At 71.8% G+C, this 21,948-nt stretch carries 23 protein-coding genes; 10 read left to right on the top strand and 13 right to left on the bottom strand.

Annotated features, from left to right (window positions below; genetic code table 11):
* Window positions 1–14 precede the first annotated feature (14 nt).
* Window positions 15–257, bottom strand: coding sequence for a hypothetical protein (locus DJ73_RS06865; RefSeq protein ID WP_094525345.1), 243 nt, complete (start codon window positions 255–257; stop codon window positions 15–17).
* A gap of 176 nt (window positions 258–433) precedes the next feature.
* On the opposite strand from DJ73_RS06865, the gene DJ73_RS06870 reads away from it, so the two are divergent.
* Complete coding sequence (locus DJ73_RS06870) at window positions 434–1,219, top strand: aldo/keto reductase (RefSeq protein ID WP_094557647.1); 786 nt, start codon at window positions 434–436, stop codon at window positions 1,217–1,219.
* Window positions 1,220–1,276: 57 nt separating this feature from the next.
* On the opposite strand, the gene DJ73_RS06875 is transcribed toward DJ73_RS06870, so the two are convergent.
* Entirely contained in the window at window positions 1,277–1,738 is a 462-nt protein-coding gene (locus tag DJ73_RS06875; RefSeq protein WP_094525344.1) for a pyridoxamine 5'-phosphate oxidase family protein, read from the bottom strand.
* A 159-nt stretch (window positions 1,739–1,897) separates the two neighbouring features.
* On the bottom strand, window positions 1,898–3,775 hold the full coding sequence (locus DJ73_RS06880) for a S9 family peptidase (protein WP_094525343.1): 1,878 nt from the start codon (window positions 3,773–3,775) through the stop codon (window positions 1,898–1,900).
* 125 nt (window positions 3,776–3,900) lie between these two features.
* On the opposite strand from DJ73_RS06880, the gene DJ73_RS06885 reads away from it, so the two are divergent.
* Together DJ73_RS06885 and DJ73_RS06890 are read left to right on the top strand one after the other, a co-directional pair.
* Entirely contained in the window at window positions 3,901–4,950 is a 1,050-nt protein-coding gene (locus DJ73_RS06885; RefSeq protein WP_094557638.1) for a glycosyltransferase, read from the top strand.
* Between the two features lie 59 nt (window positions 4,951–5,009).
* Window positions 5,010–6,254 (top strand): PGF-CTERM sorting domain-containing protein, encoded by a 1,245-nt coding sequence (locus DJ73_RS06890; RefSeq protein ID WP_094557639.1) that lies wholly within the window; start codon window positions 5,010–5,012, stop codon window positions 6,252–6,254.
* A 171-nt stretch (window positions 6,255–6,425) separates the two neighbouring features.
* On the opposite strand, the gene DJ73_RS06895 is transcribed toward DJ73_RS06890, so the two are convergent.
* Window positions 6,426–7,064 (bottom strand): halocyanin domain-containing protein, encoded by a 639-nt coding sequence (locus DJ73_RS06895; protein WP_094525341.1) that lies wholly within the window; start codon window positions 7,062–7,064, stop codon window positions 6,426–6,428.
* A gap of 129 nt (window positions 7,065–7,193) precedes the next feature.
* Here DJ73_RS06895 and DJ73_RS06900 point away from each other — a divergent pair, with 129 nt between their 5' ends.
* The 6 genes from DJ73_RS06900 to DJ73_RS06925 all read left to right on the top strand — a co-directional run bounded on the left by DJ73_RS06900 (window position 7,194) and on the right by DJ73_RS06925 (window position 11,341).
* Window positions 7,194–7,670, top strand: a complete 477-nt coding sequence (locus DJ73_RS06900; RefSeq protein ID WP_094557640.1) for a hypothetical protein — start codon at window positions 7,194–7,196, stop codon at window positions 7,668–7,670.
* Between the two features lie 82 nt (window positions 7,671–7,752).
* A complete protein-coding gene (locus tag DJ73_RS06905; protein ID WP_094525339.1) occupies window positions 7,753–8,082 on the top strand; it encodes a hypothetical protein in 330 nt (109 codons plus the stop codon).
* A gap of 124 nt (window positions 8,083–8,206) precedes the next feature.
* Complete coding sequence (mch, locus tag DJ73_RS06910) at window positions 8,207–9,145, top strand: methenyltetrahydromethanopterin cyclohydrolase (RefSeq protein ID WP_094525338.1); 939 nt, start codon at window positions 8,207–8,209, stop codon at window positions 9,143–9,145.
* A 21-nt stretch (window positions 9,146–9,166) separates the two neighbouring features.
* Window positions 9,167–9,715, top strand: a complete 549-nt coding sequence (locus DJ73_RS06915) for a hypothetical protein (protein WP_094525337.1) — start codon at window positions 9,167–9,169, stop codon at window positions 9,713–9,715.
* A gap of 70 nt (window positions 9,716–9,785) precedes the next feature.
* Window positions 9,786–10,991 carry a potassium channel family protein gene (locus tag DJ73_RS06920; protein ID WP_094525336.1) on the top strand — a complete coding sequence of 402 codons (1,206 nt, stop codon included), beginning with the start codon at window positions 9,786–9,788 and terminating at the stop codon, window positions 10,989–10,991.
* Complete coding sequence (locus tag DJ73_RS06925) at window positions 10,988–11,341, top strand: nuclear transport factor 2 family protein (protein ID WP_176451095.1); 354 nt, start codon at window positions 10,988–10,990, stop codon at window positions 11,339–11,341. The genes DJ73_RS06920 and DJ73_RS06925 overlap by 4 nt, the downstream gene beginning before the upstream one ends.
* A gap of 73 nt (window positions 11,342–11,414) precedes the next feature.
* Here the strand turns inward: DJ73_RS06925 and mfnA are convergent, their stop codons facing one another.
* From mfnA to DJ73_RS06950, 5 genes are all read right to left on the bottom strand, one after another.
* Window positions 11,415–12,482, bottom strand: coding sequence for a tyrosine decarboxylase MfnA (gene mfnA, locus DJ73_RS06930; protein WP_094525335.1), 1,068 nt, complete (start codon window positions 12,480–12,482; stop codon window positions 11,415–11,417).
* A 132-nt stretch (window positions 12,483–12,614) separates the two neighbouring features.
* A complete protein-coding gene (gene ppsA / locus DJ73_RS06935) occupies window positions 12,615–14,966 on the bottom strand; it encodes a phosphoenolpyruvate synthase (protein WP_094557641.1) in 2,352 nt (783 codons plus the stop codon).
* A 318-nt stretch (window positions 14,967–15,284) separates the two neighbouring features.
* The gene (locus DJ73_RS06940; RefSeq protein WP_094525409.1) at window positions 15,285–15,914 is read right to left on the bottom strand and encodes a hypothetical protein; all 630 of its coding nucleotides are present in this window, start codon (window positions 15,912–15,914) and stop codon (window positions 15,285–15,287) included.
* 287 nt (window positions 15,915–16,201) lie between these two features.
* Entirely contained in the window at window positions 16,202–16,870 is a 669-nt protein-coding gene (locus DJ73_RS06945; RefSeq protein WP_094526672.1) for a hypothetical protein, read from the bottom strand.
* Entirely contained in the window at window positions 16,867–17,634 is a 768-nt protein-coding gene (locus DJ73_RS06950; RefSeq protein WP_094526673.1) for an AAA family ATPase, read from the bottom strand. Before DJ73_RS06950 ends, DJ73_RS06945 begins: the two co-directional genes overlap by 4 nt.
* 157 nt (window positions 17,635–17,791) lie before the next feature.
* On the opposite strand from DJ73_RS06950, the gene DJ73_RS06955 reads away from it, so the two are divergent.
* On the top strand, window positions 17,792–19,069 hold the full coding sequence (locus DJ73_RS06955) for a rhodanese-like domain-containing protein (protein WP_094557642.1): 1,278 nt from the start codon (window positions 17,792–17,794) through the stop codon (window positions 19,067–19,069).
* Between the two features lie 72 nt (window positions 19,070–19,141).
* On the opposite strand, the gene DJ73_RS06960 is transcribed toward DJ73_RS06955, so the two are convergent.
* From DJ73_RS06960 to DJ73_RS06975, 4 genes are all read right to left on the bottom strand, one after another.
* Entirely contained in the window at window positions 19,142–19,426 is a 285-nt protein-coding gene (locus DJ73_RS06960; RefSeq protein ID WP_094525330.1) for a hypothetical protein, read from the bottom strand.
* 18 nt (window positions 19,427–19,444) lie between these two features.
* Window positions 19,445–19,717 (bottom strand): hypothetical protein, encoded by a 273-nt coding sequence (locus DJ73_RS06965; RefSeq protein ID WP_049906210.1) that lies wholly within the window; start codon window positions 19,715–19,717, stop codon window positions 19,445–19,447.
* Window positions 19,718–19,835: 118 nt separating this feature from the next.
* Window positions 19,836–20,732: an endonuclease V gene (locus DJ73_RS06970; RefSeq protein ID WP_094525329.1), complete on the bottom strand. Its 897-nt coding sequence runs from the start codon at window positions 20,730–20,732 to the stop codon at window positions 19,836–19,838.
* The gene (locus DJ73_RS06975) at window positions 20,733–21,695 is read right to left on the bottom strand and encodes a rhomboid family intramembrane serine protease (protein WP_094526676.1); all 963 of its coding nucleotides are present in this window, start codon (window positions 21,693–21,695) and stop codon (window positions 20,733–20,735) included. It abuts the gene before it with no gap.
* Window positions 21,696–21,948 lie beyond the last annotated feature (253 nt).

Consider the following 21,948-nt stretch of genomic DNA (forward strand, 5'->3'; position numbering starts at 1 on the left):
GCGGGAGGCCGCGCTCAGTACATCAGCACGGCGGTGAGGAGCCATCCGACCCCGACGGCGACCGACGCGGCGGTCGGCGACCGGGTCGGTTCGGTCGGCGGGTTTCGGAAGAGAATCTCGTAGAGGACGAGCGTGGACACGAGGCTCCCGCCGGCGAGCCCCTGGTGAAGGGCCACCGCGGAGTGGACGCTCGCCCCGACACCGACGATCATCGCGGCCGCGATCACCGCGAGCAGCCAGTCGTAGTAGCTCGCCATTCCCTCGTCGATACTTGTGACTCAGTTGTTAAGTATCGCCCGTCGCTTCCCGCGAGCCGATAACCGAGGGCGCGGGCCGACGGATGACCGGAACCGCAACCGACTTTCCCCTCACGCGACTACCCGGAGCCATGTCACAGCGACAGCGGTCCTTCGACGTACCGACCCGCGACGGGATGCCCGTGCTCGGGCTCGGCACGTGGGAGAACGACGAGCCGGCGCAGTGCACCGAGTCGGTGAAGACCGCGCTGGAGACCGGCTACCGCCACGTCGACACCGCCCAGATATACGGCAACGAGGCGGCCGTCGGCGACGGGATCGCCGCGGCCGACGTCGACCGCGACGACGTGTTCCTCGCCACGAAGGTGTGGATCGACCAGCTCGCGCCCGAGGACGTGGCCGCGTCCACCCGCGAGAGCCTCGAGAAGCTCGGCACGGAGTACGTCGACCTGCTGTACGTCCACTGGCCGGCGGGCGCGTACGACCCCGAGGAGACGCTGCCCGCGTTCGCCGAGCTCCGCGACGACGGCCTGATCGACCGGATCGGCGTCTCGAACTTCGAGCCGCACCACCTCGACGCCGCGACCGACGCGCTCGGCGAGGCGCCGTTCGCGAACCAGGTGGAGATGCACCCGCTGCTCCGGCAGGAGGAGTTGCGCGAGTACGCCGACGCCAACGGCGTCGAGCTCGTCGCCTACTCTCCCCTCGCCCGCGGGGTCGTGCTCGACGACCCGGCGATCACTCACATCGCCGAGAAGCACGGCGTCAGCGCCGCGCAGGTGAGCCTCGCGTGGCTCCGCGAGAAGGGCGTCACCGCCATCCCGAAGGCGACGGGAGAGGATCACATCGCCGACAACTGGGCGAGCATCGGGCTCGAACTGGACGACGAGGACGTCGAGGAGATCGACACCCTCGGTCGGACCGACCGCCAGCTGAACCCGGACTTCGGCCCGGACTGGTAGTCGGACCGATGACGGCGCGGCCCCGTTAGGGACCGGTGACGGCGCGCGTCGCGCCCCTCATTTTCCGCCGACGTCCCGCTGTTGGAGCCCGGTCCACTCGTCGATCTCGAAGCGGTAGCCGCGGACGCCGCGCATCGGATGCGCGGACGAGAAGACGTTCGGGTGCCACGCGTTCTCCATCGCGCTCCGGAGCTCGTCCCACTCCCCCTCCTCGACGGCGGTGATTCGGCCGGTCAGCGAGACGCTCTGCCAGTCGTACATGGACTCGGCGCGGTAGACCAGGAACTGAGCCCGTCCCGCCTCGGTCACGAGCGTCTCCTTCCGGCTCTCGGACCCGAACAGCAAGAAGACGAAATACAGCGTCGCGTCCCCGTCGAAGCCGAACGAGATCGGGAGGAGATACGGGAGGTCGTCGGTCGGGAGCCCGAGCGTTCCGACCCCCTCCGCTTCGAGGAGCTCCCCCATCTGGCCCTCGCTCATCGAGGCCGCCGTGGACTCGGCGATTGCGTCGATGCCCATGATAGATAATGTTTGTCGTACAGCATAAGACTACTGCGACCCCTCACCGTCCCGTCGACGAGCCGAATCCCGGGGCGCTCGACGCGATATCCCGGGCGTCGGTCCCGCGCCGGCTCCGCACTTCACCCCGCGTCCGATCTCCATCTCAGACGCGTCGACTCAGACGTGCTCGGCGAGGAAGTCGACGACTTCGCGGTACGCCTCGATGCGGTTCTCCAGCTTCGCGAAGCCGTGCCCCTCGTCGTCGAAGATCAGCTTGCGCACCGGGACGCCCTGCTCGCGCGCCTCCTCGACGATCTGTTCGGCCTCGTCCACGGGCACCCGCGGGTCGTTCGCGCCGTGGAGGACGAACAGGGGGGAGTCGATGGCCTCGATGTTGTTGATCGGCGAGATCGACGCCAGGAACTCCCGGTCCTCGTCGAGCGAGCCGTACTCGGCCTCGCGGAGCTCGCGGCGCCAGTCGCCGGTGTTCTCCAGGAAGGTGACGAAGTTCGCGATGCCGACGATGTCGACGCCGGCGGCCCACAGCTCGGGGTACTCGGTGAGCGCGGCGAGCACCATGAAGCCGCCGTAGGAGCCGCCCATCGCGACGACGCGGTCGGGATCGACCTCGGGGTGGTCGTGGAGCCACTCGACGCCGGCCTCGACGTCGGCCACCGAGTCCATCCGCTTCTCCACGTCGTCGAGCGCGGAGTAGGCCTTCCCGTACCCGGAGGAGCCGCGGACGTTCGGTTCGAAGACGGCGTAGCCGTTGTTCAGCAGGTACTGCTTCACCGAGGCGAAAGAGGGGCGGCGCTGCGACTCCGGCCCGCCGTGGATGTCGACGACGACGGGGTAGCCGCCCTCGGGCGGCTCCGTCTCCGGGACGGAGAAGAAGGCGGGGATCTCCCGGCCGTCGAAGGTCGGGTAGTGGACGAGCTCGGGCTCGACGAACGTGTCCGGCGGGATCCCGGCGGTCGAGGCGGCGGTCCAGCGCTCCGTCTCGCCGGTGGTCGCGTCGACGACGTAGGCGTTCGCGTTGTGGGTGCTCCCGGTCGCGGTGACCGCGAAGCGGTCGCCGTCCGGCCCGAAGCTCACGCCGCCGGCGACGCCCCTCGGGAGGTCCGGGGCCGGGAACGGGTCGATCCGGTCGGGGTCGACGAGCTCCCCGACCGTCAGCTCGGTGTAGCCGTCGACGTTCCGCGAGTAGACGACGCGGCGGGACTCCTCGTCGACCGCGACGCCGTCGACGTTCCAGCCGTCGTCGCCGCCCGGCTTCTCTGGGGCGTCGTCCGACTCGTCGGCGCCGGCGCCGCCCTCGAGGGCCGACCCCTCGCCGGACGCGACCACGGTGAAGTCGCCGGTCGCGAGCTCGAGCCGCTCCAAGCGGAGCGTGTCGCTGTCGCGGTCGGTGACGAGGTACAGCGACTCGCCTTCCGGTCCCCACTCCGGACTGCCGTACCGGACGTCGCCCTCGTGAGGCGTGTGATGCGTCAGGTCGCCGCTCGCGACGTCGAGAGTGTACACGTCGTGATCGAACGAGGAGTGCGCCTCGTGGACGATCAGCCGGTCGTCGCTCGGCGACCAGCCCGCGACGGAGAGCCAGCCGTCGCCCTCGCACACCAGCTCGGCGTCGTCGCCGGTCGCGTCGCGGTCCTGCACGTACACGTCGAACACGGACTCGTCGCGCCGGTTGGAGGCGAACGCGAAGCGGTCGCCCTCGGAGTCCCAGCCGCCCCAGCGGTGCTTCGCCTCGGGGCGCTCGGTGAGGTCGACGATCTCGCCGGACTCGTAGTTGAGCCGGTAGAGCTGGGCGCGCTCGTTGCCGCCCTCGTCCATCCCGAAGACGGCCTCGGCGCGCTCGGGCGACGAGTCGACGAACGAGACCGCCTCCTCGAAGAACGTGTGCTGTTCGGGCCACCCCAGCGGCTCGTCGAGAGACCACACCTGGCCGGTGCCGGTCGTGTTCAGCAGGAAGGAGAGCCGACCGTCGGGCCCCAGGTCCGCTCCGCCGGCGTTCCGCACGTTGAGGTACCGTTCGATGTCGTACCGGTGCATGGGGTCCGGTTCCGCCCGCGGTGGGAAACCGTTTCGGGTGGCGGAGGTGGCCGGAGCGTTCCGGTCCCCGCCGACCACGTCGCGATGCCGTGTCTTTTTATTCGGGCCCGTCGTCCGGTCGCCGTATGCGCGTCGCGTTCGCCTCGCTTTTCGCCCCGGGTCACGGCGACACGCCGGCCCGGGAGCGGACGCGACGAGTCGCCCGCGGCCTCGCGGCCCGCGGCCACGAGGTCGCGTGGCTCTGCGCGCGCTGGTGGGGCGGCGATCACGACGCCTTCGAGGAGGACGGGATCGAGTACCGGTCGGTGACGACGGACCCGTCGCCCACGGCGTTCGCGGCGCGGCTCCCCGTCGCGCTCCGCCGCGTCGATCCCGACGTCGTCCACGCGGTCAACAGCCCGCCGACGCCGGGGCTCGGCGCGACGGTCGCGGGGACGCTGACGAGGACGCCGGTCGTCGTCGACTGGTGGCGCGACCACCCCGCGGACGCCGCCCGGCGCTATCGATTCCTCGCCCGGAGCGCCGACGGAGTGACGACCCCCTCGCGGACGACGAAGACGCGGGTCCGCGAGCACGGCGCCGACGGCGACGACGTGCGGGTCGTCCCGGAGAGCGTCGACTTCGAACTCGTCGAGTCGGCCGGCGTCGACGACCGGTTCGACGCGGTGTACGCCCGACGGTTGGACCGCCACGCGAACGTCGAGACGTTCCTGCTCGGACTCGCGGAGCTCCGCGGACGCGACTGGACCGCCGCCGTCGTCGGCGACGGCCCCGAGCGGGAGCGGATCGAGGCGACCGCGCGCGACCTCCGGATCGACGACCGGGTGTCGTTCCTCGGCGACCTCCCGCGCCGCGAGCGCGTCGAGCTGTACAAGGGGACCCACGTCGTCGCCGCGACGGCGACGTGGGAGACGTTCGCGACGGAGCTGCTGTGGGCGCTCGCGTGCGGCTGCGTCGCGCTCGTCGAGTACCAGGCCGACTCCAGCGCCCACGAGCTCGTGGAGGGCCGGGAGCGCGGCCGCCTCGTCACGAGCCCGGCCGAGCTCGCGGACGAGTTCGTCGCCGTCGGCGACCTCCCCCGTCGGGCCGTCGAGCCCGACTTCGCGGAGTACGACCGCGGTTCGGTGTTGGACCGGTTTCTCGACGGGTACAGGGAGCTCCTCAACGCCGACTGAGACCGTTTCCGGCCCGGTCCCTCGAAACGCTCTTTCCGCTTCGGCCCCTGACGCGTGTGATGGACGAACTCCGGACGGACGGATCCGCGGGCGAAGCGACCGCCGAGACCGAGGCGCCGCGGACCCCGCGCGAATCCCCGGAACGACCCGCGACGAGTCGCCGCGGCCGATCCCGACCGCACCGGCGGACCCTCCTCAGAGCGGTCGCGACCGGCGCGACGGCGCTGACGGCGGCCGCCGGCGCGTCGGGAACCGCGGCCGGGCAGTCCGGCTCGGCTGGCGAACCGGACGCGACGCTGATCCTCGACAACGTGTTCGCGAACGCGTGGGAGGTGACCTCGGTCGACGGGGAGGGCGCGACGGCCGACGTCGGCGCGGAGAACCCCGAGATCGGGCTCCGGGTCGGGGGCCGGTACGCCGTCCGGAACACCGCCGGAGAGAACCACCCGCTGGCCTTCCGCGACGCGGACGGGAGGCCGCTTCTGAGCCAGTCCGGTCGGGGCTCCTTCGAGTCGGAAGACGCGGTCGGATGGACCGACGAGGACGGGACCGTCTCGTTCACGCTCACGCCCGACCTGGCGGCGGCGATGGCCGAGTACGTCTGCACGCTCCACTCCAGCATGGCCGCCCCCGTCGCCGTCGAGCCGCGGGAGGCGACCATCGGCGTGACGGCGGCCGCGACGCCGGCGACGGCCGCGGCGGGAGAGCCGATCGCGGTTACGGTCTCGGTCGAGCGGACGACGAGCGTCGAGCCGGTGAACGCCGGCGTCGACATCGCCGTCGCGACCGCGGAGGGCGGCCCCGTCTACTCGTCGACGGCCTCGATCGGCGAGTTCTCCGGGTCCGCGGTGCAGGTGACGTTTCCCGCCGACGCGTCGGACGGTGCAACGGAGACGGGGGTCCGGACGTCGGTCACCGAGGACGGTATCGCGATCGACGCCGAGACGACCCGCGAGTACGAGATAACGGTCGACGCGTACGCCGACAACGCGGAGCGCGTGAGCGCGGAGGCGTCGCTGTCGGTGGTCGTCGACGAGGAGTCGGCGGTGGCGAACGGGACGAGCGGGAACGCGAGCGTCGGCGGGGACGGCGAGAACGCGTCGAACGAGACGAGCGACGGCGACACCCCGGCCGAGGAGGAGGAGGAGGAGGCGTCGGGCGCGGAGGGGACGGCGAACGACACTGACCGGAGCGACGGGGAGACGAGCGAGGACGTCCCCGGGTTCGGCGTCGGCAGCACGCTCGCGGCGTTGGCGGGTGTCGCGTACGCCGCGCGCCGCCTCCGGAGCGGCGAACGCGAGTGACCCGCGGGGACGGCCCGAGCGAGCGAGGGGACGAACCGAGGAGCCCCGGTCGGGTCGGCGTCGGGAGTCGCCGACGACGACGGAGTCGTCGCCGAGGGCAGTACCGTCGCTCTCCGTCGACCGAACGACGCGCGAGAATGGAGCCGTCGCGCCGGTCGCGCCGAACGCCGACTACTCCTCGTCGCCGGTTATCGTCCCGCCGTACTTCATGAAGACGAACGCCAGCCCGAGCGTGCTCACCATCGCGATGAACGTGGCGATGCCGAGCGCGCGGGCGCCCTGCGGGACGAAGACGGCGTTCGATCCGCCGCCGCCGCCCGTCGACTCGGTCTCGATGTCCCCGCCGACGGCGAGGCCGGCGTGCATGCCGACCGCGGTGTGGGGAACGCAGTGGTAGTGCGTGATGCCGACGTCCTCCTCGCTCGTCTCGTACTCGTAGGTGTACCCCTCCTCGCCGACCGGGTCGCCGCTGTCGAGGCTGGCCGGGCCGCCGCCCTCGACGGTCTGGACGTTGTGGGCGCCGCCGTTCCCCGTCCATTCGAAGGTGATGGTCGTTCCCGGGTCGACCCACAGGAGGGTCGGGTCGAAGGCGAGACCGCTGTCGCCCGCGCCGACGGAGACGGTCACCTCGCTCTCGCCGCGGGCGTCCTGATACGACCCGACGTTCCCGCTGCTGGCCCCGCTCGGCCAGACCGGCTGTTCCTCCTGTGCCGCCGCGGTCCCCGCCGTCGCCGTCGCCGCCCCGGCGGCAGCGGTCGCGCCGCCCGCGGTCCGCATGAACGCGCGCCGGGAGACGTCGTCCGAGCTCATATCACCCGGTTCGTGACGGGTTGTAGTGAATATGTTGATCCGGACGCGGGCGGGATCGGCGTCCGGCCCCGCCGGCGAAGGCCGACGCGTCGGCGACGGGCGTATAAAAACGGCGCCCGTACGTCGGCCATGAGCTATCCGGTCACCTACTACTGTCCGCACTGCGGGACGCTCGTCGAGCTCGAACGCGACGGCTACCTCGCGGACAAGGCCGTGACGCCGTACCCCCTCGAGGGGTGGACGTACGTCGCCCCCGCGGAGCCGTTCGAGGATCGGGATGGCGTCGACGGCGTCAGATTCGTCTGCGGCGAGAGCGACGGGGTCGTCTGGGACCCGCACGACGGGGTTCGCGGGCCGGATGTCGGCGGGGCGGTCGCCAGCGACGGAGAGGGCGGGGACGAGCGGGAAAGCGAAGTCGACGACCCCGGCTGCGGCGAGCCGTTCTACCTCTCGTTCGTCCGGTACGACGAGGGACGCGAGATCGACCCGCGCGCCGAGAGCGAGCTGGTCGAGATCGACCCCGACCCGCGGCCGAGCGGACCGCGCGGGCCGAGCGGGCCGGGCGGCGTCGGGGACGACAGCGACTCCGACGGCGGATTCTGGTAGCGCGAAACCGCGGACCGACTCCGGACGCCGATCCGTCACGATCGACCGTACAATTATCACCGTGAGGCGTGACGAGGCAGGTATGCCGGACACCAAATCGGGGCGCGACAAGCAGGCCCGCGACGAGGAGCGCCGACGGATCGAGCGCGACATCTCGGAGGCCCGCGAGCGCGGCGACGAGGCGGAACCGTCGGACGACGGCCCGGAGGAGTGTTACCGACGCGGCTGCGACGAGCCGGCCGCGTTCGAGGTCACCGAGCGGTATCAGGAAGAGACCGGAACCGGCGCCGTGGAGGCGACCGCCCTCCTCTGCGTGGACCACACGGCCGCGGAAGGGCCGGCCAATCTGGACAGCGCGTACGAGGGGTACGTCTTCCGCGTCGAACCGATCTCGACGGGCGACGGCGACTGAGCCCGGGAGTCCACGGCGACTGAGCCCGGGAGTCCACGGCGACTGAGCGGAGCCGACGGGCGCGCGACGCGGACGGCGGTGCCAACAGACAAACCCCTTAACCGGGGAGCGAAAAGTATCGAGCATGGAAAGCATCAATCGGACCGCGATCGAGCTCGTCGACGAGGCGCTCGACTTCGCCGGTGAGCTCGACGTCGTCGGCTACGAGCTGGAGAACGGCGCCACCGTCGTCGACTTCGGGATCGACGCCGCCGGCGGCGTCGAGGCCGGGCTCCTGCTCGCCGAGATCCAGACCGCCGGCCTCGCGAACCTCCGCACCCGCGTGGGCGAGGTCGCCGGCGCGCCCCGCCAGTACGTGGAGCTGTCGACGGACCACCCCGCGATCGCGCTGCTCTGTTCGCAGAAGGCCGGCTGGGAGCTCGACTTCGAGTCCGGTTACGAGGGGCTCGGCTCGGGTCCCGCCCGCGCGCTCGTCGGGCAGGAGGCGGAGTTCGAGCGCGTCGGCTACTACGACTCCTCCGAGTTCGCCACGCTCACCGTCGAGTCGACCGCGCTCCCGACCGAGGAGGTCGCCGAGCACGTCGCCGACCTCGCCGAGGTCGACCCCGAGGGCGTCTTCCTCCCGGCGTACGCGACCGGCTCGACCGCCGGCTCGGTCGCCACCGCGGCCCGCGCGGCGGAGCTCGCCGTCTTCCGCCTGCTGGAGCTCGGCTACGAGCCGACCGACGTGCTCCACGCGTCCGGCGCCGCGCCGATGGCGCCGGTGACCCGCGACGAGGACCTCGCGATGGGTCGGACGAACGACGCCCTCGCGTACGGCGGCGAGGTCCACCTGCAGGTCGCGCGCGACGACGACCGCTTCGACCAGATCGTCTCGACCGCCCGCGAGGAGTACGGCACCCCCTTCGTCGAGGTGTTCGAGGACGCGGGCTGGGACTTCTACGAGGTCGACGAGCGCGTCTTCGCGCCGGCAAAGGTCACCGTCGACGTCGTCGACGGCCCCGTCTACGCCGTCGGCGAGACGGACGAGGAGCTGCTCGCCGAGTCGTTCGACTACCGCTGAGACGGTCGCGGATCGACGTCGATGCGAATCAAGCCCGTCCCCGACCCCCCGGCCGCCGTCGACGACCTCCGCGAGCTCCAGCGCGCGGTGCCGCTCGTCCCCGGCAGCACCGACGACTGCTGCGCCCGCCTCCGCGACCGGTGCGGGCTCGCCGACCGGCGGGTCGCGAACGACTGGCTCGCGTTCCTCCGCGCGCTCGGACTCGTCCGGGAGACGTCGCGGGGGTTCGTGCGGACCGACGCGGAGCCGACCCCGGAGCTGGTCCGCGAGGGACTCCGCGAGGGCGTCCTGCTCGCGCCGGAGGCGCTGGCCGCTCTCCGGGAGGCCACGCCCGAGGACCCGGTCACGCCCGAGGCGCTGTTCGAGGCGACCCGCGAGTCGGTCCCGCGACACGACCGCGCTCGCGACCCGGAGTGGGAGGCGACGTGGCGCGACCGGGCGGCCCGGCTGCTGGCGTGGCTCGCGCTCGTCGACCTCGCCCGGCGGGTGTCGAACGACGGGGAGAGAGACGGCGACGCGGGGGGGACTCCCGCCTACGTCGCCGGCGACGAGGCGGAGACGTCTCCCTGAGCGCCCCGCGCGCAATCGGCGGGAGCGCCCCGCGACAAGCCTTTTAGTCGGCGCCGGAGAGGGTGTTCGCATGGGACGATTCGACCGGCGGGAGTCGCCGCTGTCGGTCACGTACGAGCCGACGAGCGTGAAGGACCTGCTCGTGGAGATGAAAGACACCGCGGAGCTGCTGATCGATCTGTCGTACTCGGCGGTGCTCCACGGGAGCCCGACGATCGCCGAGGAGGTCGTCGAGCTCGAACACCGGATGGACGTCCTCCAGATGCGCGCGCGGATGAGCCTCATGCTCGCGGCGCGGAGCCCCGACGAGGCCGAGACGCTCGCGCCGGTGCTCGGCGTGGTCGGCGCGGCGGACAAGATCTCCGACGCCGCGGGCGACATCGCGAAGATCATCACCGATGAGATCGGCCTCCCCGACGCGATGCGTGGCGCGCTCACGGGCGGCGTCGAGACGCTCGTCCGCGGCACCGTCGCGTCGGACTCCGGCTACGCCGGTCGCACGCTCAAGGACATCGACTTGGAGTCGAAGACGGGGGTCCGAGTCATCGCGATCCGGCGCGACGACGACTGGATCCTCAACCCCGGACCGAAGACGCGGATCGAGGTCGGCGACGTGACGCTCCTCCGCGGCCCGGAGACGGGCGTCGTCGAGGCGTACCCCGAGCTGGCGGGCGAGCCGTTCGAGCCGGCGGAGCCGGTCGAGCCCGCGATCGACGACCTGGAACGCGCGGTCGACTCGATCGTGCTGATGAAGAACCTCTCCGAGCTCGCGGTCGACCTGGCGTACGGCTCGATCCTGTTCAACAACGAGGAGCTCGCGGAGGAGGTGTCCAACCTGGAGATCGAGGTCGACGCGCTCCAGTCGCGGTTCGAGGCGTGGACCCTCCGCGCCGCGCGAGAGGCCGACGACCCCGTCTCGCTCCGCGGGCTGATCCACCTCGGCGTCGCCACCGAGGAGATCTCGGACGCCGCGGTGAAGATCACCGAAGGCGTCAGGCGCAACTTGGGCGTCCACCCAGTCGTGGAGATGGCGGTCCAGGAGTCGGACGAGATCATCACGCGGACCGTGGTCCGGGAGGGGAGCGACCTCGCGGGCACGAGCGTGACGAACGGGATCCCCACGACCGACGTCTCCACGAGCGTGATCGCGATCCGCCGCCCGGACGAGGGGTGGCTGATCGGTCACGACATCGACACGGTGCTGCGCGCCGGCGACGCCGTCATCTCGAAGGGGACTCGCACCTCCGCCGAGGAGTTCGAGGCGCTCGCGTCGTGACCGCCCCGCCGACCGCGGACCCCGAGGGCCTCGCCCGCGCCTACTACGACGCGCTCGACGCCGGCGACTACGAGCGGCTCCGAGGGCTGCTCGCCCCGGACTTCGCCCAGCGACGCCCGGACCGCACCTTCGAGGGGCGCGACCGCTTCGTGGCGTTCATGCGCGACGAGCGGCCGATGACGGACACGACCCACGCCGTCGACGCGGTGTACCCGTCCGGCCCCGGCGTCGCCGTTCGGGGACGACTGCTGGACGCCGACGGCGACGAGGTGTTCGCGTTCGTCGACGTCTTCGACGTCACGGACGGGCGGCTCGCCTCGCTGGAGACGTACGCCGGCGACGGGGAGTGAGTCGAACTCGGCGGCGGCGGGGAGTGAATCGAACTCGGCGGCGGCGGAGCGGGCGCGCCGAGTCGGGCGTCGCTCACGCGCGGATCCGGTCGAGGTCGGCGACGAACGCCCGAAGCGCGTCGCGCGTCACGTGGGGCATGCAGACGACGCGGAGCTCGCCCGCGGCCGTCCGCGACACCTTCCAGCCGGCCTCTCGGAGCGCGTCGAACTCGGCCTCGGGGAGCGCCGCGGCGACGAGCGGGAGCGTCGGCTCGACGACGTCGTAGCCGCGCTCGGCGAGGGCCTCGGCGAGCCACGCGGCGTCGTCGGTCGCGCGCTCGCTCGCTTCGCGGTACCCGTCGGGCCACAGCGCCTCCATCGCGGCGACCGCGCCGGCGACGCCAGCGCCGCTCCGGGTGCCGGTCAGGGTCGCCTGCGACCGCGTCTCCAAGTAGGGCGTGTCGACCGCGAGCGCGTTCATCGCGGCCGGTTCCCGGGCGAGGAGCCCGCCGGCGGGAACGGGGGCCTGTCCGAACTTGTGGGGGTCGATCGTCAGCGTGTCGATCGGGGCGTCGCCGAACGACCACGCGCGGTCGGCGAACGGAAGCACGAACCCGCCCCACGCCGCGTCGACGTGCATCAGCGCGCCGGCGTCGTGGGCGATCTCGGTCAGCGCCGGGATCGGGTCCACGCGCCCGTACTCCGTGCTGCCGGCGACGCCGACGACCAGCGCGGTGGCGTCGTCGACGGCGGCCGCGACCGCGTCGGTCCGGGCCCGGTAGTCGTCGTCGACGGGGACCGTCCGCAGTTCGACGTCGAGCAGCTCCGCGGCCTTGTGGAACGAGAAGTGGCCGCTCTCGGGGACGACGACGTTCGCGTCGCTCGCGTCGTGTCGGTTCCGCGCGGAGCGGACCGCCTGCACGTTCGCCTCGGTCCCGCCGGCGGTGACGTAGCCCGCCGCGTCGGTCGGCTCGGGGTGGGCCGCGAGCGTCGCGAGCAGCTCGACCGCGCGCGTCTCCAGCGACGCGACCGCCTCGTAGGTGGCCGGGTCGCCGGGGTTCGTCGCGAGGTAGCGCTCGGCCGCCTCCCGGGCCGCGGGGTGCGGTTCGGTACACATCGAGGAGAGCACCCGGTCGAACGACTGCGGCTCGGGCTGCTGCATTCAAGAAACCGTTACCGCGGAGGGTCTTACCCGTTCCGAAAAATTGAGGAGAAAACCTCGCGCTTCAGCGCGGAGAGGATGTCAACCGTTCCGTTCTCGGCTCCGAGAGACAAAATCCGGTTCAGCACGGCCTCAGCGCACCGAGTCGAGGAGGAGCCGCTGTTCGGTCCGCTTCACCTCGTGTTGGACGTCGCGGACGGCGTCGATGTTCGCCGAGATAGAGGAGACCCCCTCCTCGACGAGGAAGTCGACCATCTCCGACTTGGAGCCGGCCTGCCCGCAGATGCTCGTGTCGACGCCGAGCTCGCGGCACGTCTCGATCGTGTCGCCGATCAGCTGGAGCACCGCGGGGTGGAGCTCGTCGAACCGGCCGGCGACGTGCTCGTTGTTGCGGTCGACCGCCAGCGTGTACTGCGTGAGGTCGTTGGTGCCGAAAGAGGCGAAGTCGATACCGGCGGCGGCCAGCTCCCCGATCTGCAGCGCGCTCGCCGGCGTCTCGATCATCACGCCCCACCGGTGCGTCTCGGGGTCGATGCCGGCGTCGCGCATGTGCTGCGTTATCGCTTCGACGTCGGTCGCGTCGTTGACGAGGGGGAACATCACCTCCAAGTTGTCGTACCCCATGTCGAAGAGGCGCGCGAACGCGGCGAGCTCCTGCCGGAACGGGTCGGGCTTGTCGAGGCTCCGCCGGATCCCGCGCCACCCGAGCATCGGGTTGTGCTCGTTGGGCTCCCCCTCGCCGCCCTCCAGCTCGCGGAACTCGTCGGTCGGCGCGTCGATGGTACGCACGCGGACCGGCCGCGGGTAGAACTCGTCGGCGACGCGGCGCACGCCCTCGATCAGCTCGTCTTGGTACGCGCGGGCGCCGTGGTCGTTGATGTACTTCTCGGGGGTCTTCCCGAGCGAGAGCACCATGTGCTCGATCCGGAGGAGTCCGACCCCGTCGGCGCCCGTCGCGGCCGCGCGTTCGGCCGCCTCGGGGATCGAGACGTTCACCTTCACCTCCGTCGCCGTCATCGGCTTTACCGGCGTCTCGGGGCGGGCCGCCTCCACGGGCTCGAACTCCTCGCCGGGCTCGGCCTCCTCGTCGACGCCGGCGCGGACGGTGCCCTTGTCGCCGTCGAGGGTGACCTCCTGGCCGTCCTCGAGCAGTCGCGTCCCGTTACCCGTCCCGACGACGGCCGGGACGCCGAGCTCGCGGGAGATGATCGCGGCGTGGCTCGTCATGCCGCCCTCGTCGGTGACGATCCCCGCGGCGCGCTTCATCGCCGGGACCATGTCCGGCATCGTCATCTCCGTGACCATCACGTCGCCCTCCTGGACCTGGTCGAGGTGGTCGAGCTTGTGGACGATCCGGACCGCGCCGGAGACGACCCCCGGGCTCGCGCCGAGCCCGTCGGCGAGGACGTCCTCGTCCGCGCCGGCGGATCCGCCGTTGGCCGCGCCGGGCCGGCCCGACGCGCCCCCGACGGTGGACTTCTTCGGGGTCTCTCCGCCGGTCCCGCCCGCGTCCGCGCCGCCCTCGTCGCTCTCGTCCTCCTGAATCGTCGTGATCGGTCGCGACTGGAGCATGTATATCTCGCCGTCGCGGATCGCCCACTCGACGTCTTGCGGCGTCCCGTAGTGGTCCTCGACGCGCTCGCCGAGCGCGACCAGATCCCCGATCTCCGCGTCGGAGAGGACCCGCGCGGTGCGGCGCTCCTCGTCGACGTCGAGCTGGACCGTCTCGCCGGTCTCGGCGTCCTTCACCATCTCCACCTTCTTGTCCGCGACGGTGACCTGGTCGACGGCGCCGCGCTCGCGGTCGTACACGTAGTTGTCGGGCGAGACCGTGCCGGAGACGACCGCCTCGCCGAGCCCCCACGCGGCCTCGATGGTGATCTGCGGGTCGCCGGTCGAGGGGTGGCTGGTGAACATCACGCCGGACTTCTCGGCGTCGACCATCCGCTGGACGACGACCGCGATGTCGACGTCGGCGTGCGGGAACCCCCGCTGCTGCCGGTAGTAGATCGCTCGCTGGGTGAAGAGGGAGGCCCAGCACTCCTTCACTCGGCGGAGCAGGTCGTCCTCGCGGACGTTGAGGAACGTCTCCTGTTGCCCGGCGAACGAGGAGTCCGGGAGGTCCTCGGCGGTCGCCGAGGACCGCACGGCGACGAACGCCTCCTCCTCGCCGCCCATCGAGCGGTACCGTTCCAGGATCTCCTCGCGGACCTCCTCGGGGAACGGCGTGTCGAGGATGAGCTCTTCCGCCCGCTCCTCGGCCGCGCGGAGCGCGGCGGAGTCCTCGGGATCGACGTCGACGGCCGAGAACAGCTCCTCGTCGATCCCCGCCTCCTCGATGAAGGTCCGGTACGTGCCCGCGGTGACGGCGAATCCCGGGGGAACCGGGAGTCCGGCGCCGATGAGTTCACCGAGCGACGCGGCCTTCCCGCCGACAGTCCCGACGTCGTCGGCGTCAACGTCCTCCAGCCAGAGTACTGCCATTCGTGTACCCGGAGGATCCGCGAGCCGACCTATGAAGCTTCCGGCCGACACTTCGGTGAATAAAAGATTACTCAGTCGCGAGTTACGGGTGCGCCGAGGGCGGCGACCGAAACCGGACGTCACGGTCGGTCAACGGATCGAACGCGGGGAGGTGGGCCGAAGAGGGCGAACGAGAGAGGGCCGAAGCAGTCAGGGAACGACGAACCGTCCGTCGGTCCGTACCCGTTTTTCATCCCCGTTTATCGTATACTTACCCCCCGTCAAGAGAGTCAGCACCCGTAACGTGTTACAGGTGTTGTAACATCTCGCCCGGAACGGTCACTCGTCGGCGAGCCGCTCGCGCTCCGCGCTCAGGATCCGCTCCCAGACGCCGAACAGCCGGCTGTTCAGGTCGTACCGATCGTTCACTCGGCGGACCCACGCGTCATCGGCGAACAGGAGGCGTTGGAACCGACGGACGGGCGGCGAGAGCGACGCCCGGTCGCCCCCGTAGTACGACACCGTCTCCTCGCGAGTCCGCTCGACGAGGTCGGGCGGGACGCCGATCCCGTCGGCCGCGGCGGCGTGGTTGAACCACTCCAAGTGTAACAGCGCGTCGGCCAGCAGGAAGCGGTCACGGAACCCCGAGACCCCCGCGAGCGCGGGTCGGCCGTCGACGGTCACGTCCCGCGGGCGGGAGAACCGCGGGGCGGCCACCGTCACGCCGGCGGCTCCCGCGACCGCCGCGGCGACGCGCCGAAGGCGCCAGTCGCCGTACCGAACCGGAGCGATCAGCGCGAGCTCGTACCACGTCGGCAGCCACTCGCAGTACGGTTCGGAGAAGGCGCCGTCGGCGAGCAGCGTCGCCGCGACCGACCGCGCTTCGGCGGGCGACAGCGTCGTGTGATCGGTCCGGAGCCGCTCGACGACCCGCGCGCCGTCGACCGCGTCGGCTCCCGCGAACCCCATGCCGTCGGCGACGTGGCGGGTGTACGCGCGGCTCGCCGCGTACCAGTCGGCGAAGTCGGCGGGCGCCGTCAAGCGGAGGAGTCGGAGGACCGTGATGCGCCGGTTACGGCCGCGGCCGACAAAACCGCTCCGCCCCGTCGCCCCGTCCCGTTCCGTCTCATTCCGCCCTGTCCCGTTCCGTCTCGTCCCGTCTGTTCCGTCCCGTCTCTCCCCGTCTGTCCCGTCTCGCCCCGTCTGTTCCGTCCCGTCTCGCCCCGTCTGTTCCGTCCCGTCTCGCCCCGTCTCGATCAGCGCTCCGGTCCGGACTCGCTCGCGGTCGCGAGGTCGGCGTTGGGGTCGTCGCCCCCGGGGTGCTCGTCCGCGAGCGCCGCGTCGAGCCCCCACTCGTCGGCGCGCTCTGCCGCCTCCGCCCGCGCCTGCTCGCGTATCGCCTCGATCCGGTCGTCGTCCGCGAGGAACGCCGCGACGGCGTCGGCGTCGTCCGCCCCCGGGTCGTCCAGCCGCTCGTCGGGTGCCGCGTCGCGGGTGCGGTCGGCGAGCGCCGGGTCGTCCGCGAGCTCCGTCGCCGCCGCGCCCGGGGCGACGCGGAGCGCGTCTGCCTCGTGGGCCGCGTCGAGCCCGCCGCCGTCGACCGCGTACAGTTCGACGCGGTACGGGCCGGGCACCGCGAGCTCCGCGAGGGCGTCGGGACCGCCGCTGTCGGTGACGGTGTTGTACGCGAGCACGGGAACCCCGTCCGCGAAGGTGAGAACGCCGCGCGCGTCCCCCTCCAGGAGGAGCGTCTCCTGCGGGACGATCGTCGCGTAGCCCGTCAGACCGCGGTCCAGCGCCCGCGAGAGCGTCGTGGCCACGTCGGAGACGACGCGCGACCGGAGGAGGGTCCCGCGGGGGATCCGAAGCTCCGGGGCCTCGTTCGACTCCCCGGGCCCCGTCGGTCCGTCTGCGGACCCCGTCATGGCGTGTCCGGCACGACCGCGCTCCGGAACCGGTCGGCGACCGCGTCGCCGTCGCCGTCGCGCACGTCGAGTCGGGCCGCGGCCCGTCGGTAGCCGGCCGCCGCGTCGCTCTCCGGCGCGTGCGCGACGAGGGGCTCTCCGGCGCGGCGCGCGTCCCGGACCACGTCGCTGTCGGGGACGCGGGCGAGCACCGGCCCCCCGAAGTGGCGCTCGGCCTGCTCGGCCACGTCGGCGGCGTCTTCCCGGACCTTGTTGAAGAGAACGCCCGCAGTCTCCGTCCCGTACGAGCGGGCGTACTCCTGAACCTTCAGTCCGTCCGAGAGCGCGGGAATCGTCGGCTCGACGACGACGACGACCCGGTCCGCGAGGACGACCGGGAGCACCGCCGACTTCGAGCCGAGCGCGGCCGGCGAGTCGAGCAGGAGGACGTCGGTGTCGCTCGCGAGCTCGGCGACGACGTCGCGGAGCCGCTCGGGCTCGGCCGCCTCGAACCCCGCGAGCGACGTGCCGCAGGGGACGACGGAGAGGCCGAACCGTTCGTACGTCGCCTCCGTAACGCCGGTCGCGGTCCCCTCGACGAGCAGGTCGTGGAGGGTGACCGCCGCGTCGTCGAGCCCGGCGTGAAAGAGGAGGTTCGCCATCCCCGTGTCGGCGTCCACGACGGTGACGTCGTGTTCGTCGGCCAGCGCCATCCCGAGCGCGAGCGTGCTCGTCGTCTTGCCCGTGCCGCCCTTCCCGCTGGCGACCGCGAACGCCTCGACCATGCGCACACCTGTCCGGTCGCTCGGCTAAAGGCTGTCCATCGCGAGTGCGAGCGAGCGGGCGACCGCGGACCGGACGCCGCCGCGGGCCGGACGCGGCCGCGGGCGCGGGCCGAACCCCACCGGACAGCGTTTTGCCGTTCGGCGCCAATCCCCGACCATGCCAACCGTCATCGACGCCGACGCGTTCCGCGACGCGATCGACGAGCGCCGACGCGGCGAGCGGCCGTTCACGCTCGTCGACACGCGGCCCCGAGGGAGCTACGAGAGCTGGCGGATCGCCGACTCGGTCCACTACTTCTACAAGCCGTTCCACGAGTTCGACGTCGACGACTTCGAGGCCGAGACCGGGGTCGACGCGGACGACGCGATCGTCACCGTCTGCGCGAAGGGAAAGGCCTCGCTCGACTTCGCCGAGGAGCTCGAAGCGGCGGGCTACGACGACGTGACCGTCGTCGCGGACGGGATGCGGGGCTGGTCGGGCGTGTACGACCGGACCGAGGTCCCGCTCCCGGACGCGGGCGACGACCCGCTCGACGTCGTCCAGATCCAGCGGCGCGCGAAGGGGTGTCTCGGGTACCTAGTGGTAGGCGACCGGCCGGCGGACGGCGACGCTGAACGGGACGGCTCCGACGGCTCCGACCGCGTCGCCGTCGCTGTCGACGTCTCGCGTCACGGCGACGAGTGGCGGGCGGCGGCCGCCGAACGCGACGCGTCGATAGGGGCGGTCCTCGACACGCACGTCCACGCCGACCACCTCTCCGGGGGTCGGGCGCTGGCCGACGAGCTCGGCGTCCCGTACTACCTCCCCGCGGCGGCCGCCGAGCGCGACGTCGCCTACGCGTTCGAACCCCTCGCGCGCAACGAGACGCTCGACGTCGGCGGCGTGGCGGTGAAGGCGCTCGCGACCCCCGGCCACACCGATGACGGCGCGAGCTACCTCGTCGGGCGGTCGGCGGTTCTCACCGGCGACACGCTGTTCACCGACAGCGTCGGTCGGACGGAGCTGCAGTTCGCGGCGGGCGGCGACGACGCGGCCGGCGGCGGAAGCGAGTCCGCGGGCGCCGCGACCGGTGCCGAACGGCTCTACGACTCGCTCCACGCGACCCTGCTCGCGGAGCCGGACGGCGTCGTCGTCTGTCCCGGCCACTTCGCGGTCGGGAACGACGGGACGACCGGCGACGTCGAGCCCGGCGAGCCGGTGACGACGACGGTGGGCGCGGCGCGCCGGGAGCTCGACGTGCTCGGACTCGACCGCGAGGCGTTCGTCGACCGGATCACGGCGACGCTCCCGGAGAAGCCGCCGAACTACGAGCGCGTCATCGCGGCGAACCGCGGCGTGGAGTCGCCGCCGGACGAGACCGCGGCGATCGAGCTGGAGCTGGGTCCGAACCGGTGTGCGGCGGACGCGGGCGGGGAGTCGACGGCGGACGACTGAACCGTTACTGTCGAACCCCCTCGGGATCGCGACGCGCGCTCCGGTTCGAGCGCCGCGGTCACCCGCTCGCGGTCATCCGTCGTCCGACCGGTTCGCGATCCGGGTCGCGAGCTCGCGCGCGGCGGCGACGCGGTCGTCGGCGTCCGGGTCACCGGTACCGTCGACCTCCGCGAGCAGCGTTCGGATCTCGTCGGCTCGCCTGGCGACGGTCGCGTCGTCGAGGCCGCCGTCGGCGATCTCCGCGGCCAGCGCCTGTGCCTCCCCGAGTCGCCAGCCGGCCTCGCGCTCCACGGGTAGCTCCTCGGTGGCCGCGAGGTGCTCGTGCAGCGCCGCGGCCGGGTCGAACTCGTCGCTCACGGTTCCGTCACTGTCACGTCACTCGTCGTGGATGAACACGAGCCGCTTCGTCTCGGTGTTACACAGGCAGAGGTCGATCCCGTCGCGGGTCGCGCCGATCTGCTGCCAGCCGTGGTCGCTGACGAACAGCGTCTGGAACACGCCGCGGTCGCAGTCCGGATTCGGGCAGCCGACGCCGGCGGCGTTCTTGTAAACGGTCGTCCCCCCGCCGGAGCTCTGGCGCACTAACCCGTCGCGCAGCGAGCGAAACTCCTCGGCAGACATCGGTCCGTCCGTGTCCTCGTCTCCCATGTCTTGGCGTTCGCGGGCCACGATATATAAACCGGCGGTCCGTGACAATCGATATCATGGCCGGCGCGCCGGTCGCTCGGGGAGTCGAAGGGATTCGCAAGCCGATCAGCCTCGCGGGTCAGTCGGACTCGCTCTTTACGGCGTCCGCGTACGCGTCCGCGAGCCGGGTCGGCTCGGGGAGCTTGTACCCCGCGCACAGCGCGTCGACGAGTTCGACGGTCGTCTCGGCCGAGACCCGGTGTCCGGAGCTCACGTACAGGGGATTCACGCGGCGGCTGTTCGGGTACTGCCGCGACTGAAATGCGTGACCGATAACGGGGGCGACGTCGCCCGCGTCGGCGCCCCTCTCGATCGTCTCCACCGAGTCGTCCGCGCGGATCGGCGTCCGCCACCCCTCGGGCCGCTCCTCGGTCGTCGATTCGGGCTCGCCGCACAGCAGGCGCTTCGCGACGCCGACGCTCGGGACGTCGAGCAGGACGCCGACGTGGGTCGCGACGCCGGCCTCCCGGAAGTGGATCCGGCCGGAGCCGTCGCAGACCAACAGGTCCGGCTCGGCGTCTAACGCGTCGAGCGCGGCCAGCATCGGCTCCCCCTCGCGAAACGCGAGGAGGCCCGGAACGTACGGGATCGAGAGCGGCGTGGTCGCGCTCGCGTACTCGATCACGGCGCCGTCACGGATCGCGACCGCGGCCGAGACCGCTCTGTCCTCGCCGTCGTCCGGGGTCAGGAACGCCTGATCGACGCCGACGACGACCGGCGCGTCGGGATCGCCGGCGTCTCGGTGCGTACCCGGGAGGGACTCCTGGCGCGCGTCCGGAAGCCCCTCGGTCAGATCCGCGGGCTCGTCGATCGCGACCGCGGTCGGGTCGATGCCGTGGTCGTCCGCGAACGTCGCCGTCGCGGCCAGGTCGCGCTGGAGCGACTCCATCTCGGCCCGGGAGAGCGCGGGGTCCGGGAGAAACTCCGGGCGCGCGACGGCGTCGGGATCGACCGGCGACCGCTCCGGTGGGGCCATTTAAAACCGCCCGCCGGGACCGCCCGGGCCACCGGGACCGCGCGGGCCGCGCACGCCTCCCATGTTCGTCCCGCCGGGACCGCCCGCGGACCGCGCGAGGCTCTCGTTGCGCTTCCCGAACGCGAGCCCGATCGCGAACCCGATCAGGTGCGCGAGGTGCGCGATGCCGCCGACGCCGCCCGTGCCGCTCTGGATCACGAGCACCGCCGAAATCAGGGCGATCCCCCACGTGAGGTACTTGATCTTCATCGGGATGACGAAGAAGAGGAGCACCTGCATGTTCGGCCGCCACACGGTGAGCACGCCTAAGATTGCGAAGCCGGCGCCGCTGGCCCCGAGCACGCCCGTCGTCGGCGCGCCGGTCGCGACCGCGAACAGGACGTGGCCGAGGCCGGCGAGGATCCCCGCGCCGAAGAAGAACGCCACGAAGCGGCGCGAGCCGACCGCGCGCTCGACGAGCGGGCCGAAGAACAGAATCACGATGCTGTTGCCGATGATGTGGAACAGCTGGAGTCGGGAGTGCGATAGCACGGACGTCACCCACGTCCAGACGCGACCGATCGCGTCCGACCGGAGGACGAAGATCTGACTGTGGGCGGCGTCGCCGAGGGTAAGCGTCACGACCCACTGCGCGAGGAAGGTGATCCACATCGCCGCCAACAGGGCGTACGTGGCGTTGCCCCGAAAGTAGCTCACCAGGCCGCCGGTGCTCGTCTCGCGGTCGATGCGGCGCTTGACGCGGTCCGCGACGCCCGCGGACTCGCCGCCGGAGGCGCTCGATCCGCCGGCCTCGACGCTCTCGTCGAAGCCGCTGTCGAACACCCCGCCCGGGTCGTTCCACTCGGAGAGGCCCGGACAGTTGTGGTTCTCCGGCAGACGGTGTTCGGCGCAGAACGTCTGTCCGCACCGCTTACACTGATACGGGAGGTTCTCGTACTCCCCACACACGTCGCACGTCGCCATTACCTCCACTTACGGGGGCGCTCCTAAAGCGGTTTGGCTCTCAGACGTGGTGGGCGGGAAAACGATTCGTGAGCAGGACGGCTATTTATAAGAACGAGAACGGGTTTCACCCGAGAACACCGACCTAGTACCGACTGTTTGTATATAAACCGTCGCTGACGCGGTGGACACTTCCAAAGCCCGAGCCGCTCGGCGATACGTCTTCGACTACCCCACACCAAACGCCTCCAAAGCCCCGGCCGCGAGGACTCGC

Source organism: Halorubrum sp. Ea1 (genome assembly GCF_002252965.1).
Lineage (GTDB): Archaea > Halobacteriota > Halobacteria > Halobacteriales > Haloferacaceae > Halorubrum.